The organism is Desulfuromonas carbonis (genome assembly GCF_054658035.1).
Genome location: NZ_BAAHXR010000003.1, coordinates 795,868 through 811,058 on the forward strand (window position 1 = coordinate 795,868; position 15,191 = coordinate 811,058).

General features: G+C 65.5%; 10 protein-coding genes and 1 riboswitch. Of the genes, 7 read left to right on the forward strand and 3 right to left on the reverse strand.

Annotation, left to right across the window (positions count from 1 at the left end; genetic code table 11):
• The first annotated feature begins 236 nt into the window (after nucleotides 1–236).
• The 6 genes from ACYQ8E_RS10630 (at nucleotide 237) to ACYQ8E_RS10655 (ending at nucleotide 8,244) form a co-directional block, all read left to right on the forward strand.
• The gene (locus tag ACYQ8E_RS10630; RefSeq protein WP_231875350.1) at nucleotides 237–1,256 is read left to right on the forward strand and encodes a TAXI family TRAP transporter solute-binding subunit; all 1,020 of its coding nucleotides are present in this window, start codon (nucleotides 237–239) and stop codon (nucleotides 1,254–1,256) included.
• Nucleotides 1,257–1,313: 57 nt separating this feature from the next.
• Complete coding sequence (locus ACYQ8E_RS10635; protein WP_066729017.1) at nucleotides 1,314–3,407, forward strand: TRAP transporter permease; 2,094 nt, start codon at nucleotides 1,314–1,316, stop codon at nucleotides 3,405–3,407.
• Nucleotides 3,408–3,555: 148 nt separating this feature from the next.
• A complete protein-coding gene (locus ACYQ8E_RS10640) occupies nucleotides 3,556–4,830 on the forward strand; it encodes a nickel-dependent lactate racemase family protein (protein WP_066729018.1) in 1,275 nt (424 codons plus the stop codon).
• Nucleotides 4,831–4,874: 44 nt separating this feature from the next.
• The gene (locus ACYQ8E_RS10645) at nucleotides 4,875–6,257 is read left to right on the forward strand and encodes an FAD-binding oxidoreductase (protein WP_066729019.1); all 1,383 of its coding nucleotides are present in this window, start codon (nucleotides 4,875–4,877) and stop codon (nucleotides 6,255–6,257) included.
• Between the two features lie 108 nt (nucleotides 6,258–6,365).
• Nucleotides 6,366–7,622, forward strand: coding sequence for a (Fe-S)-binding protein (locus ACYQ8E_RS10650; protein WP_066729020.1), 1,257 nt, complete (start codon nucleotides 6,366–6,368; stop codon nucleotides 7,620–7,622).
• Nucleotides 7,623–7,683: 61 nt separating this feature from the next.
• Nucleotides 7,684–8,244 (forward strand): CAP domain-containing protein, encoded by a 561-nt coding sequence (locus ACYQ8E_RS10655; RefSeq protein ID WP_066729022.1) that lies wholly within the window; start codon nucleotides 7,684–7,686, stop codon nucleotides 8,242–8,244.
• Nucleotides 8,245–8,338: 94 nt separating this feature from the next.
• Here ACYQ8E_RS10655 and moaA read toward each other — a convergent pair whose 3' ends face one another.
• Both moaA and ACYQ8E_RS10665 read right to left on the reverse strand, forming a co-directional pair.
• The gene (gene moaA, locus ACYQ8E_RS10660; RefSeq protein WP_459860945.1) at nucleotides 8,339–9,319 is read right to left on the reverse strand and encodes a GTP 3',8-cyclase MoaA; all 981 of its coding nucleotides are present in this window, start codon (nucleotides 9,317–9,319) and stop codon (nucleotides 8,339–8,341) included.
• Nucleotides 9,320–9,400: 81 nt separating this feature from the next.
• Nucleotides 9,401–10,474, reverse strand: a complete 1,074-nt coding sequence (locus ACYQ8E_RS10665; RefSeq protein ID WP_066729026.1) for a type IV pilus twitching motility protein PilT — start codon at nucleotides 10,472–10,474, stop codon at nucleotides 9,401–9,403.
• Between the two features lie 100 nt (nucleotides 10,475–10,574).
• Nucleotides 10,575–10,675, reverse strand: a riboswitch (cyclic di-GMP riboswitch).
• Between the two features lie 145 nt (nucleotides 10,676–10,820).
• Here ACYQ8E_RS10665 and ACYQ8E_RS10670 point away from each other — a divergent pair.
• The gene (locus tag ACYQ8E_RS10670; RefSeq protein ID WP_066729028.1) at nucleotides 10,821–11,798 is read left to right on the forward strand and encodes a thiamine biosynthesis protein; all 978 of its coding nucleotides are present in this window, start codon (nucleotides 10,821–10,823) and stop codon (nucleotides 11,796–11,798) included.
• Nucleotides 11,799–12,130: 332 nt separating this feature from the next.
• Here ACYQ8E_RS10670 and ACYQ8E_RS10675 read toward each other — a convergent pair whose 3' ends face one another.
• Complete coding sequence (locus ACYQ8E_RS10675; RefSeq protein ID WP_459860947.1) at nucleotides 12,131–15,136, reverse strand: DNA polymerase III subunit alpha; 3,006 nt, start codon at nucleotides 15,134–15,136, stop codon at nucleotides 12,131–12,133.
• Nucleotides 15,137–15,191: the final 55 nt, after the last annotated feature.

Sequence of the window (15,191 nt, forward strand, 5' to 3'; positions counted from 1 at the left end):
GTTGCCGACCTTCCCATCTACCCCGTGCGGGACCGGCAAGAATTCGCTCGTTACGGAAAAAATGACCGGGCCGCGGAAAAAATTTGGGAATTCAGCCGCACCCGACCGGAAATAGGCGTTTTATTCGGTAGAATGAATGCGGACACGCCCAGGAGACGGAAGAATTAATCCGCCAGGAAGGGAGCTCGAAGCTCCCGTCGGGAACAAACCAGAATATCGAGGAGGACCCAATGCAAATGCAGATCAGGCCCATGGTGTCATTCGTTGCAGCAGTCGCCCTGCTCTTCTGCTCTTTCTCCACCGCTCAGGCCGCAGAAGAGCGCAACTACCTGATGGCTACCGCCTCCACCGGCGGCACCTACTACCCCGTGGGGGTCGCCCTGTCGACCCTGGTCAAGGTCAAACTCCAGCCTACCCAGAAGATCGGTATGTCGGCAATCAGTTCGGCCGGGTCCGGTGAGAACATCAAACTGCTGCGGGATAACGAAGTTCAGTTTGCCATCCTGCAGGGACTTTACGGCGTTTATGCCTGGAAGGGGACCGGCCCGATTGCGAGCGAAGGCCCGCAGAAAAACCTGCGTTCGGTGACGATGCTCTGGCAGAACGTCGAGCACTTCGCCGTCAACCGAAAATTTGCCAAGACCGGCACCGTGGCCGACATGGTCGCCATGAAAGGGGAAACCGTTTCCCTCGGCTCGAAGAACTCCGGCACCCTCGGCTCCAATACCGTCCTGCTGGAGAACCTCGGGGTGCCGAACGTTGAAACCTATTACAATCTCATCTACGTCGGCTACGGTCCCTCGGCGGACGCCATGCAGAACGGCCAGGCTGCCGGCATGAGCATCCCGGCCGGGGTACCGGCGGGGGCGATTACCAAGGCAATGGCCAATATGGGCAGCGACCTGGCGATCCTCGATTTTACCGATGCGGAACTGGCCAAGGCCGATGGCGGCATGGATCTCTGGACCCGCTACGTGATCCCGGCCGGCACCTACCCGGGGCAGGAGAAGGATATCAACACCATCGCCCAGCCCAACTTCCTCTCGGTCCGCGCTGACGTTGATGAAGACGCCGTCTACCAGATCACCAAGACCATCTATGAAAACCTGCCGTTTCTGAATGCCATCCACAGCGCCACCAAGGCGATGGCGATCGAAAAGGCGATCGCCGGGCTGCCAATGCCGCTGCATCCGGGCGCCGCCAAGTATTACCAGGAGGTCGGCATCAAGATCCCCGCCCGCCTGCTGGCCAACTGACGATGACTGGAGCGGCCGTCCGCAAGGACGGCCGCATTTCCTTGGAGTGAAGTCGTTATGAGTGCGCCGGATTCTGCTGCCGAGTCCCTCCCCATCCCCAGCCATGCCCTCCTCTTTATCGGGGTGACGGTTTCCCTGCTCCACCTCTGGTTCAACCTGGTCACCGTCCTCTCCTCCCTGTGGCAGAACTCCCTGCACTTCGCAGGATTTGCCCTGATGGCGGTGCTGGTCTACCCGGTGCGCAAGGATGGCGGACGCTTCTGGCAGGGACTCGACCTGCTGCTCGGTTTGCTGGCGGCCGGCTCTGCGATCTACCTGATCTCCATGGAGGACGCCATCTACGCCCGCGGCGTGCGTCTGCTGCCAACGGAATGGCTGGCCGGTATCGTCCTGATCCTTTGCGCCCTTGAATTGACCCGCCGGGTCGCCGGCTGGTTCATCCCGGTGCTGATCCTGATCGCCCTCTCCTACATCGGCTGGTGGGGGGGCGCCATCAGCGGCGTCTTCAAGTTCGCCGGTCTCTCCCCGGAGACGATCCTGTTCCGCAGCATTTACGGTGACGACGCCCTCTTCGGCACCATTGCCAGCATTTCGTCAAGCTACGTCTTCATGTTCATCCTCTTCGGCGCCTTCCTGCTTCGCTCCGGCGCGGGCGAGTTCGTCATCGACCTCGCCCGCGCCGTAGCCGGCCGCATGGTCGGCGGGCCGGGACTGGTGGCCGTGATGGCGTCGGGGCTGATGGGGACCATCTCCGGCTCGGCGGTGGCCAACACCGCCTCCACCGGGGTGATCACCATTCCGCTGATGAAACGGGCCGGTTTCCCCGCCAAGTTCGCCGCCGGGGTCGAAGCGGCCGCCTCCACCGGTGGCCAGCTGATGCCGCCGATCATGGGCGCCGGCGCCTTCGTCATGGCCTCCTACACCGAGATCTCCTACAACACCATCGTACTGGTCAGTATTCTGCCGGCGATCCTCTACTTCGCCACGGTCGGTTTTTTCGTGCGTATCGAGGCGAAACGCAGCCATGTCGATGCCCTCGACCATGAGGAGGTTTCGGCCCTCGCCGTCTTCAAGCGCGGCGGCATCGTCTTCCTCCTCCCGATTGCCGTTCTCATCGGGCTGCTGATCTACGGTTTCACCCCGACCTACGCCGCCGGCATCAGCATGCTCGCCGTGGTGGTCGCCTCCTGGTTCTCCCCGAACCGGATGGGACCGAAGGCAATCATCGAGGCGCTCGCTCTCGGCGCCCGCAACATGGTAATGACCGCCATCCTCCTCTGCTCCGTCGGCCTGATCGTCAACGTCATCTCCACCGCCGGCATCGGCAACACCTTTTCGCTGATGATCAACCAGTGGGCCGGGCACAATATGGTCATCGCCATTCTCCTGATCGCCCTCGCTTCGCTGGTCCTCGGCATGGGCCTGCCGGTCACCGCTGCCTACATCGTCCTCGGCACCCTCTCGGCGCCGGCACTGCATGCCCTGATCGCCGACGGCTTCCTGGTCGATGCGCTGATGAACGGCCAGGTCCCCGAGAGCGCCAAGGCGATCTTCATGCTCGCCGCCCCCGAGCACCTGGCGCAGATCGGCCAACCGATGACCCACGCCACCGCGCGGATGATCGTCGATGCGGTGCCGATCGACATGGCGAGCATGGTGCGCGAAGCGGTACTCAGCCCGCACACCCTCACCTACGCCCTGCTCTCCGCGCACCTGATCATCTTCTGGCTGAGCCAGGATTCCAACGTCACCCCGCCGGTCGCCCTGGCCGCCTTCACCGGCGCCGCCATCGCCGGCACCAAGCCGATGGAGACCGGTCTGCAGGCCTGGAAACTGGCCAAGGGGCTCTATGTCATCCCGCTGCTCTTTGCCTACACCCAGTTTATCGGCGGCTCCTGGGCCGGTGATTTCCTGATCTTCTTCTTCGCCTTTTTCGGACTCTACGCCTTTGCCGCCAGCATCGAAGGCTTTATGGAGACCCGGTTGCGCCTGCCGCTGCGCCTGCTCACCTTCGGTTGTGCCGCTGCCCTGCTCTGGCCCCTCCCCTGGTGGGGGCACCTGGCCGGGCTGGCGGTTTTGTCCGCAATTTTCTTTTTTAACTTCCACGCCTCCCGGCGCCAGCTCACAAAACCGGGAGAAACGGGAGCCTAGCGACCGGCAAGCCGATCAGCAGCACTCCAGTCCGACCCTCCCCACCCTTCGTGGCGTGCGGCTGCAGTGCAAGGCAGGCGTTGCGCGGGCCCTTGTTTTTCCGGCGCCAAACCAGCTAGAATGGCAAAGTTAACCTGAAAGGTGACCAATGCCCGGCTTTCTCCTCAAATACGGCCGCCAGTCGCTCCAGGCCGAGATCGCCGGCGGCCAGTTGCTGACGGTCGCGGACCGCGGCGCGACCGCCGAGCCGGAGGCGACGATCCGCGCCGCTCTCGCCGCGCCGATCGGCACCCTCCCCCTCTCCCGCATCCTTCAGCCGGGGGAATCGGTAGCGATTGTCACCTCGGACATCACCCGCTACACTGGCAGCGAGCTCTATCTCCCTCTGCTGGTTGCGGAACTGGAAAGCGCCGGGATTCGGCGTGCGGATATCGTCGTGGTGATTGCCCTCGGCATTCACCGCAAGCAGACTCCTGCCGAGCACGCCAGGACCCTCGGCCCCCTCTTCGGCCAGCTTCGCGTCATCGACCACGACTGTGACGACCCGGCGCAGCTGGTCGACCTCGGCCCCACCGCGGAAGGGCTGCCGGTACAGATCAACCGCACGGTGATGAGCGCCGACCGGGTGATCGTCACCGGCACCATCGGCGTTCACTATTTCGCCGGCTTCGGTGGCGGCCGCAAGGGGCTGGTGCCGGGGGTGGCGTCGCGCGCCACCTGCATGGCGACCCATTTCATGGTCTTCAACCCGCCGGAAATCGGCGGCAAGCACCCCCTCGCCGCTCCGGCGGTACTCGCCGGCAACCCCGTCCATGCGGCGATCCTCGCCGCCGCCCGCAAGGTGCAGCCCGACTTCCTCTTCAACACCGTCCTCACCCCCGACAAGCGGATTGCCGGGGTCTTCTGCGGCGAGCTGGAGGAAGCCCACCGCGCTGGCTGCGACTTCGCCCGCCGCCTTTATACCGTCCCGGTGGAGCAGCCGGCCGACCTGGCGGTGATCTCCTGCGGCGGCTGGCCCAAGGACCTCAATTTCATCCAGGCGCACAAGGCCCTCGACTACGGGGTCAAGGCGCTGCGCGATGGCGGCACCGCCATCCTCCTCGCCGAATGCGCCGACGGCTTCGGCAACCCGACCTTCTTCGACTGGTTCCGCTACCAGGAGCTGGACGCCTTCGAGGCGGCGCTGCGCAACCGCTACGAGATCAATGGCCAGACCGCCCACGCCACCCTCGACAAGGCGCGCCGCTACCGCATTATCCTGGTCAGCGCCTTCACGGGCGAGCAGACCGGCCGCATGGGGATGGAGAAGGCCGCCGACCTTGACGCCGCGCTGCGAATGGCGTATGAAAGGCTGCCCGCTGCGCCGCGGACGGTCGTCATTCCCGACGGCGGCACGGTGCTGCCGGTGACAATTACCCGCTGACCGCTCGTCCCAACTTCATTTCAAGAGAAGCACGAGGCCTGCCCATGCTTGAATCACACATCATCACCGAACTTAAAACCCTGGTCGGCGCCGCCAACGTCTCGACCGAAAACGCCGACCTGATCTGCTATTCCTACGACGCCACCCAGCAGCAGTTCCTCCCCGAAGTCGTCGTCCACCCGGGCTCCACCGAGGAGATCAGCGCCGTCATCAAGCTCGCCAACCGCGAGAAGATTCCGGTCTTTCCCCGCGGCGCCGGCAGCGGCTTCACCGGCGGGGCGTTGCCAACCAAGGGGGGGATCGTGCTGGTCACCGAGCGCCTCGACCAGATCCTCTTGATCGACGAGGAGAACCTGGTGGCGACGGTCCAGCCCGGGGTGGTCACCGAACAGTTCCAGCAGGCGGTGGAGAAGGTCGGCCTCTTCTACCCGCCCGATCCGGCCTCGCTCAAATTTTCGACCCTCGGCGGCAACGTCGCCGAGTGCGCCGGCGGTCCGCGCTGCGTCAAGTACGGCGTGACCAAGGACTACATCCTCGGCCTCGAGATCGTCACCCCGACTGGCGACATCATCCGCACCGGCGGCCCGACCATGAAGGGGGTGGTCGGCTACGACCTGACCAAATTGATGTGCGGCTCGGAAGGGACTCTCGGCGTGATCACCAAGATCGTCATCAAGCTGCTGCCGCTTCCTGAAGCGAAGAAGACGATGCTGGTCCTCTTCGACTCCATCGACGGCGCAGCGCAGGCGGTCTCGGCGATCATCCGCGGCAAGATCATCCCCACCACCCTCGAATTCATGGACGCAGCTACCATCGACTGCGTGCGCAAGGCGACCGGCCTGCAGGTCCCCGACGCCGCCAGGGCGGTGCTGATCATCGAAGTCGACGGCGATGCCGACGTCATCGACCGCCAGGCGGCGAAGATCGCCGAGATCATCCAGCCCCTCGGCGTCGTCGAGACCCGCATCGCCACCACCGCGGCGGAGAGCGAGGCGCTCTGGCAGATCCGCCGTTCGGTCTCGGCTTCCTTACGCAAGGTCAACCCCGACAAGTTCAACGAGGACATCTGCGTGCCGCGCTCCAAGGTGCCGGAGATGATCCGCAAGGTCGACGCCATCGCCGGCAAGTACAATATCCCGATCGTCAACTTCGGCCACGCCGGGGACGGCAACATCCACGTCAACGTCATGATCGACAAGAAGGTTCCCGGCGAACTGGAGAAGGCAGAGCAGGCGATCGAGGAGGTCTTCCGCGGCGCCCTGGAACTGGGCGGCACCATGAGCGGCGAGCATGGCGTCGGCATCGCCAAGGCGGCCTATATCCCGCTGGAGCTTTCCCCCGAGGCGAGCGAGTACATGAAGACGATCAAGCGCGCCCTCGACCCCAACAACATTCTCAATCCGGGGAAAATCTTCCTGGACAACTGAGCGATCTCCGCCACAGAGGCACAGAGACAGAGAGATAGGTCCGATATAGCTTTTCTCTGCACCTTCCTGTCTCAAGTGAGCGAAGCGAACGGGTGGCAGATAATCAACATGACCAAGCTGAAAGAACTCGAACAGTACCGCGCAGAGATCGAGCAGTGCGTCAAGTGCGGCGCCTGCCGCGCCCACTGCCCGGTCTTCGGCGCCGAAAAGCACGAAGGGCGGGTCGCCCGCGGCAAGGTCGCCCTGGCCGGGGCCCTCCTCGACGGCAAGATCGGCCTCGAGGAGAAGGTCCTCTTTGACCTCTCCCAGTGCCTCCTCTGCGGCAGCTGCACCGCCCAGTGTCCGAACAAGGTGCCGACCGAGGAGATCGTCGCCGCGGCGCGGCGGCGCATCGCCCGGGAGAAGGGGCTCTCCAGTTTCGGCCGCGGCATGACCACGGTATTGCGGCGACAGAAGCTCCTCAACCTGCTGGCGAAGACCGGTGGATCGATGGCGAAGCTGCTGTTCAAAAAGCTCCCCGAATCGAGCGGCCTGCGCCTGCGGTTCCCCCTCCCCTACCTCGACCCGGACCGCACTCTGCCCGAGTTCACCGCCAAGCCCTTCCGCGAGCGGGTGCCGGAGTGGATCGAAGGAGAGGCGGGTCAACCGACCGTCGCCTTTTTTACCGGCTGCGGCATCAACTACATGTACCCGGCGGTCGGCGAAGCGCTGCTGCGGGCACTCAAGTTCCTCGGCGTCAGCGTCGTCATTCCCAAAGACCAGGGATGCTGCGGACTGCCGGCGGTGAGCGCCGGCGCCGGCGCGGCGGTGGAGGAACTTGCAGCGCAGAACCTGAAGGCGTTGACCGCCCGGCCGGTCGACTTTATCGTCACCGCCTGCGCCTCCTGCCATGCCGGCCTCGGCAAGGTCTACGCCGACCTCGGCGCGGAGTACCGGGCGCTCGGCGCCAAGGTCGAGGATATCTTCGTCTTTCTCGCCAACCACGGCCTGCCGGAAAAACTTGCCGCCCTGCCGGCGGCGGAGAAGAAGGTCCGCGTCACCTACCACGACCCCTGCCACCTGCGCACCCAGGGGATCACCAGGGAGCCGCGGCGGATCCTTGCGGCGCTGCCCCAGGTCGAATTCGTCGAAATGACCGGCGCCGGCACCTGCTGCGGCCTCGGCGGCACCTACTCGGTCTATCACTACGAGACGAGCAAGCAGATCGGCGCCAAGAAGGCGACCGCTATCGCCGACAGCGGCGCGGCGCTGGTCGCCACCGACTGCCCCGGTTGTATCATGCAGCTGCAGGATTCGATCAACCATGCCGGTGGCCGCCAAAAGGCGGTGCACATCCTGGAACTGCTCAACGACGCCCTCCCCTGACCGTCGCGCCTCCTTGTCCCAGGCCAGCCGTCCGCTATAATGACCGCCAGGGAGGAGTCCCATGGAACGACGGCTCTGCATCCTCTGGCTGCTGATTATCTGCCTCCTGCCCGTTGACGCGGCGGCGGCGCCGGCATTTTCTGCTGGCGACCTGGAGCTGCGCATCCATCAACTGGTCAACGCCGAACGCCAGGCGCAACGGCTGCCGGCACTGACGTTCGATCAGAAACTGGCAAAGATCGCCCGCGGCCACAGCCAGGACATGGCCGAAGGCGACTACTTCAGCCATATCGACCGCGCCGGGCACACTCCCGGCGAGCGCGCGAACGCGGCCGGTTTCGCCTGCCGCGTCCGCCGCGGCCAGCTCATCGATATCGGGGTCGCGGAAAACCTCAGCCTCAACCACCGCTACAGCAGCATGAGTATCGTCGTCCACGACGGCCGGGAAGAGCGCAGCTATCGCTGGAACAGTCTCGACGAAATCGCCCGGAGTACCGTTAACGGCTGGTTGTCGAGCCTTGGGCACCGGGAAAACCTGCTCGACCCGACCCTGGGCAGCGAAGGGATCGGCATCGTCTTCGCCGCCGACGGCAAAATCTACATCACCCAGCTCTTCTGCTGACCAACCACGCTGCAAAGAGAAAAGCCCGGCAGGCGCTGAACGCCTGCCGGGCTTTTCTTTGTCCCTTCGATTTCAGACCCGTCCGGGTTTTGCGTCAGCCACCAATGCCGGTCATCGGCCGGCGGTTGCGGACCTGTCCCCCGTCGCCGAGCCGATGCCGCTCCGGCTTGGCACAGACCGCCCCCAGCAGCGCCTGGCAAAGCTCCTCGTCCCCGGCACCGGCCCGCAGCAACTGGCGCAGGTCGATCTCCTGGTCACCGAGAAGGCAGGGACGGATGCGGCCGTCGGCAGTCAGCCGCAAGCGGTTGCACTCGCTGCAGATATGCCCGGAAATGGCGGGGATGACGCCGATCTGTCCGACACTGTCGGCATAGCGGTAGAGCCGCGCCGGACCGGCGTTGCCCACTCGGCTGACCGGCAGCAGCAGGCCGAGCCGGGAGAGTTCTTCGAGAATGCGGGGGGCCGGGAGGCGGCGGTCCGCAGGATAATCGAGGCCCTGGCCGAAGGGCATGAACTCGATAAAACGCACCTCCCAGGGGTGGCGCAGGGTGAGGCGGGCAAAATCGATGATTTCGTCTTCGTTGACCCCGCGGATCGGCACAATGTTCAATTTCAGCGGCGCCAGCCCGGCCTGCTCGGCGGCCGCAAGGCCGGCCAGGACCCGTTCCAGCCCCTCCCGCCGGGTAATCTCGCGAAAACGCTCGGGCCGCAAGGTGTCGAGACTGACGTTGACCCGGGCCAAACCGACCCGGGCGAGATCGGCGGCGTAATCAGCGAGGAGCAGGCCATTGGTGGTCAGGACCACCTCGGGGCGCTCCGGCAGGGCGCACAGGGCCGCAACAAAATCGACAACACCGCGCCGGACCAAGGGTTCGCCACCGGTCACCCGGATCTTGCGCACCCCGAGTTGCACCGCCAGCCGGGCGACCCGCAGCAACTCCTCGTAGGAGAGGATGGCGTCATGCCCCAGCGGCGGCACGCCGTCGGCAGGCATGCAGTAGCGGCAGCGCAGGTTGCAGCGGTCGGTGATCGACAGCCGCAGGTAATTGATGGAACGTCCGAAAAGGTCTTGCAAGGTACCCCCGTGCCCGGTCCGTTGCCAGGCTGAACCACGCGGCATCATACCACTGCCGGCCGGTTTCGGGCAATGCCGGCGTCAGGCTCCGGGAGTCTGCTTGGGGAGGAACGGTTCGAAGGGCCGCTTGTCGGCGGAACAGCGATGGGCTTCCTCGGGAGAGATCTTCTTCGCCTTGAGCATCTCCATGATGTGCTGATCCATCATCTGCATCCCCTCGCCGCGGGCGGTCTGCATGATGGAGGGGATCTGGAAGGTCTTTCCTTCCCGGATCAGGTTGCTGACCGCCGGGTTGCCGACGAGGATTTCGAGGGCGGCCGCCCGCCCCTTGCCATCGGCGGTTTTCAGCAGCTGCTGGCAGATGACCCCTTTCAGGCTCTCGCCGAGCATCGTCCGCACCTGTTCCTGGGCATCCTTGGGGAAAGCGTCGATAATCCGGTCGATGGTCTTTGCCGCGGAGTTGGTATGCAGGGTGCCGAAGACGAGGTGGCCGGTCTCCGCCGCGGTCATCGCCAGGGAGATCGTTTCCAGGTCGCGCATCTCGCCGACCAGGATGACATCCGGGTCCTCGCGCAGGGCGGCGCGCAAAGCGCTGGCAAAGGACTGGGAGTGTTCCCCGACCTGGCGCTGGTTGACCAGGGACTGCTGGTTCTCATGGACGAACTCGAGGGGATCCTCGAGGGTCAGGATATGTTCCTTGCGGGTCTTGTTGATCAGGTCGACCATCGCCGCCAGGGTCGTCGACTTGCCGCTGCCGGTCGGCCCCGTCACCAGCACCAGCCCCTTCTTCAGCTGGGTCAGCTTGCGCACCCCGTGGGGGAGCCCGAGGTCGTCCGCGGTGAGAATCTTGCTGGGGATGATGCGAAAAACGCCGCCGATGCCGCGATGGGAATCGAAGATATTGCCGCGAAAACGCGCCACCTCGGGGAGCTGGTAGGCAAAGTCGAGATCGCGGGTCGCTTCGAAATCGGCGCGCTGCTTCTCGGAGAGGATCTCGAAGAGGAGGCCGCGGGACTGCTCCGGGGTGAGGGGCGGGTAGTTGAGCCGCTGCATTTCGCCATGCAGGCGCAGGATCGGCGGGGCACCGGTGGAGATGTGAAGGTCACTGGCCCCTTGCTGTTTCATGAGCTTGAACAAGCTGTCGATCTTGGCCATCAGCACCTCTCCGTTGCGAACAGCGGCATCCGCGAAGATTAAAAAACCTGCCGACGGGGGAGTGGGCAGGTGGCGGCAATCGGCAGGGTTCTGTCGCGATTTCGGCAACCCGGCCGTCCTTGCCGGCGGCTGCTGGAGCGTACCGGCCTGGGACCCGCGGCTTTGCGTCTCCCGGTCTCCCGGGATTTGCCTCTTCGATCCCGGCCATTCTGGCAAAAGGGGCGTCAGCTTGTCAAGGCGAATTGCCGGAAGAGTGCCGCCACGACCTTGAACCGACGCCCCCCCTCGTGGTACATTTCCACGGCAATACCACAGCCTGAAAGTCTGCTTTTCGGAAGGAACATTCATGAGCAAAGCACTTGGACTTCTCTCCGGCGGCCTCGACAGCACCCTTGCGGCGCTCACCCTGAAGCGTCAGGGTGTCGAGGTGACCGCCATTGCCTTCGTCACCCCCTTCTTCGGCGCCGGGCGGGCACGCAAGGCCGCCGCCGCCATCGATATCCCCCTGATCGTCAGCGACATCGCCGATATCCATCTCGAGGTACTGAAGGATCCCCGCTACGGCTACGGCAAGAACCTCAACCCCTGCATCGACTGTCATGCCCTGATGTTTCGCCTCGCCGGTGAACGGATGGAGAGGGAGGGGTTCGACTTCCTCTTTTCCGGGGAGGTCCTCGGCCAGCGCCCGATGAGCCAGAACATGACCGCGCTGGCGACGGTCGCCAAACACTCCGGACTGCGCGACCGGATCCTGCGTCCCCTGAGCGCCCGGCTGTTGCCGATCACGCCGATGGAAGAGGCTGGGCTGGTCGATCGTGAACAGCTCCTTGACATCCAGGGTCGCTCGCGCCGGCGCCAGGCCGAACTCGCCAAGGAGTGGGGTCTCACCGACTACCCCTCCTCGGGGGGGGGCTGCCTGCTCACCGAAAAATCCTTCATCGGTCGGCTCAAGGACCTGCTCAGCCATCATCCCGGTGCCACCCCGGTCGATGTGGAACTCCTCAAGCTCGGCCGCCAGTTCCGTCTCTCCCCCCGGGCCAAGCTGACCCTGGGCCGCAACCTCGCCGACAACGAGGCCCTTAAGGATCTGGCCCGGCCGGTCGACACCCTGCTGCGCGCCGCCGACTACTCCGGTCCCCTCGGCCTGGTCAGCGGCCAGCCGGCCGAGGCGGAGCTGCACCTTGCCGGTGCTATCGTCGCCGCCTACGGCAAGGGGCAGGCGGAAGCCGAGCTGACGATCCTGGCCCAGCAGGAAGAGGAACAGCAGGAGTTCTCCGTCGCCCCCCTCGACCGTGAAGGTTGTCGGTCCTTGCAGGTCGACTGAGACACATTGCCGGCACAAGCGCAGAGCGCCCCGGGGGATCACTCCTCCGGGGTGCTCTGCGTTCTGGCACGGGAAGTCGGCTCAGGGAGCCGTGCTGAAATGGCGCACCGGTCCCGGCGTCACCAAATCGCCGCTCTGGACAAACTTGGCGGGGTTGGCGAAATACCGGAAATGCTATCTCTACCTTCTCACCGCAAACGCTTTCGGATTACCTCCTATTTCCTGTTATCCGAGTCCGAAAGGGGTCGCACCGAGCAGTACGGTTGCCTTCCGAGCTTTGCATACGGCCGTCACTGCAGAACACGAATCTTACGGGACGCCCGGCGCAAAGGTCATGGCGCGCCCGTTTCATCAAAACAGCCGACCCACTCCACTGTCAGCGTCGCCACCCCGAACACCGTCTCTACCTTCCCTTTCAGGAGGTAGGGGCGCAGCCGCGTCAGCTTGCGACAGAAGCGGGCATAGGCGGCAGGGAAGAAGGTCGCGTCGAAGAGGGCGCTGGTGTCCTCGAAGGTGATGAACTCCATCGGCCGGCCATCCTTGTCCTGCACCGGCTTGCCGGTCACCCACCAGCCGATCATCGTCACGTAACGCCCGCTCCAGGCGCCGATCTCCCGCGCCGGCAGCGGCCGGATATGGGCGATGGCGCGCCGGTGCAGCTCAAGAGGGTGGCAGGAGACCAGCATCCCCAGGGTCTCGAGCTCCTGGTTCAGCACCGTGCGCCGGTCGTAGGGCGGCGGTGCCGGCAGCTCCGGGGTTGCGTCGAAAAGCGATGCTGTCCCGCTCTCCGGGGCGGCACGGGCGAGGAGTTCCCAGAGGAGTCGCGGCCGCTTCTCCCGCCCTTCCAGCGCATCGAAACAGCCGGCCTTGATCAGGCGCCGCACATCCTCCGTATCGAGCCGTACCCGTCGCAGGAAGTCGCTGAAGCCGGTATAGGACCCGCCGCGCTCCCGCTCGGCGAGGAGCGCCCGGCCCGCCGACCCGGTGAGTCCGTGGATCTGCATCAGGCCGAGGCGCAGCTCGTTGCCCCGGCCGGTGCAGGGGTGATCACTGGCGTTGATGTCGGGCGGCAGGACCTTGATCCCCATTCGGCGCACCTCGGAGAGGTAGGCGAAGGGGGAGTAAAAGCCCCCCTGGTTGGCAATCACCGCGGCCATGAACTCGGCCGGGTGGTTGGCCTTCAGAAAAGCCGCCTTGCAGCTGACCAGGGCGTAGGAGGCCGAGTGCGGCTTGCAGAAGGAGTAGCCGGCAAAGGAGAGGATCTGCTCCCAGATCGCCGCCACCACCGCTTCTGGCACCCCCCGCTCCCGGGCGCCGGCGCTGAACTGCTGCCGGTAGTCGGCCAGGGTCTGCGCCTTGTGCTTCTTGCTGATGATCTTGCGCAGTTGGTCTCCCTGCGCAGCCGAGAAGCCGGCCAGGGCCATCGCCAGCTGGGTGATCTGTTCCTGGTAAATGGCGATGCCGTAGGTCTCGTCGAGAACCCCGGCCAGGAGCGGATGGAGGTGCTGCCAGGGGGCGCCGTGCATGCGGGCAATGAACTCGAGGATGAAGCGGTTGGCGGCGGGGCGGATGATGGAGGAGGCCATCACCAGGTGCTCGAAGAGGTCGCATGCTGCACCGCGCGGGTTGTGCAGCCACATACGCCGCAGCAGCTGGCGGGTCGCCGGCGACTCGATATAGAAGCAGCCCATGGTCGCCCCTGAGCGGAGCAGTTCCCGGGTCGGCTCGTCGTCCAGCGGCCGCCAGCTGGCGTAGTCGATGATCGTGCCGGTATGGCGTTCCACCGCCGCCAGGGCGTCGCGGATCACCGCCAGCGAGCGGTTGCCGAGAATGTCGATCTTTACCAGCCCGGCCGCCTCGGCCTGGTCCTTCTCCCACTGGATCACCGGCAGCCCCTTGGCGCTCACCTCCACCGGCACATAGCGGCGCAGCTCGTCGGGGACGATCACCAGCCCGCCGCAGTGCAGGGCGAGATGACGCAGCTGAGGGCCGAGGCGGGCGGCGATGCGCAGGATTTGCTGCCAGTCGGCGTCGAAGCTCTCGCCGGCGAAGAGCGGATGGCTGGCGACCGCGCCGGCGGTCTGGTCCGCCTTCCAGTAGCCGGAGACGCGCTCGGTAAGGCGCTTGATCTCGGCATCGGGAAGACCGAAGACCTTGGCCACCTCGCGCAGCGCCGAGCGCCCCTTGAAGCCGATCTGGTTGGCGACCATCGCCGCACGCTGCGCGCCGTAGCGGGCGAAGGCAAAATCGAGGATGGCGTCGCGCTCGTCCCAGGGGAAGTCGATGTCGATGTCGGGCGGGTCGCTGCGCCCTTCATGGAGGAAGCGTTCGAAGAAGAGGTTGTGAGCAATCGGGTCGACGTGGGTGATACCGAGGCAGTAGGCGACCAGCGAGGCCGCCGCGCTCCCCCGGCCGCAGGTGCGCGGCGACTGGGCGGCGATCTCCTCGACCACCAGAAAGTAATCGGCGAACCCCTTGGCGCGAATGATGGCGAGCTCCTTTCGCAGCCGCTCCTCCACCCGCCCGTCAATGGCGCCGTAGCGCCAGCGGGCGCCGCGCCGGGCGCGCTTTTCCAGTTGCGCGTAGGCCTGCTCCTGCCCCAGACCGCGAAAGGCCGGGAAGATGGTGGCGGAAAACTCCCAGTCGCTGCGGCACTCGACCGCAATTCTTCGACTGTTTTCCAGCGCCTGCGGGCAGTGGGGAAAAAACGCGGCGAGCTTTCCCGGCGCCAGCAGCAGGTCTCCCTCCCGGGCGGTATCGGCGGGGGCAAGGCGCGAAAGCTTGGTATTAAGGGCGATGGCGCGCAGCACCCGGTGCAGCTCGAAATCACCGGGATCGAGCAGCAGCGCCCGGCTGGTGGCAACGGGGGGGAGCCCCAGCTCGCGGGCGAGGGTGAGCGCCCGGTGCAGCTGGTGGCCGGGGGAGAGCTCGACATAGAGATGTTCGTCCCCCTGGCGACGCAACGGGGTGAGAATCTCGGCCTGGTCGGCGAGGATCGTCAGGCCGCGGCGATACTGCCGCAGCGCCGCGGCGAGGTCGAAGTCGGCGCGGCAATGGAGTTCCGAGAGGAGCCGGCAGAGGTTGGCGTACCCCTCGGCGTCGCGGGCGAGGAGCACGGCGCGCTTCCCCGCGTGGAGCGCCTCGGCACCGATGATCGGCCGCAGCCCGCCGCGCCGCGCCTCTTCGAGGAAGTTCGGGATGGCGTAGAGGCCGTTGCGGTCGGTCAGCGCCAGGCTCTCGAAGCCCATGGCCCGGGCGGCGGCGCAGAGCTCGGCGACGGGGCGCACTCCCCACTGGGGGGAGGCGGCGGAGTGGAGGTGGAGGGGGACGTAGCTCATGGGGGGAACCGGTTTCGCAGTGTGCCACAGGGGCCAGCAGCTGAAATTTTCTGTT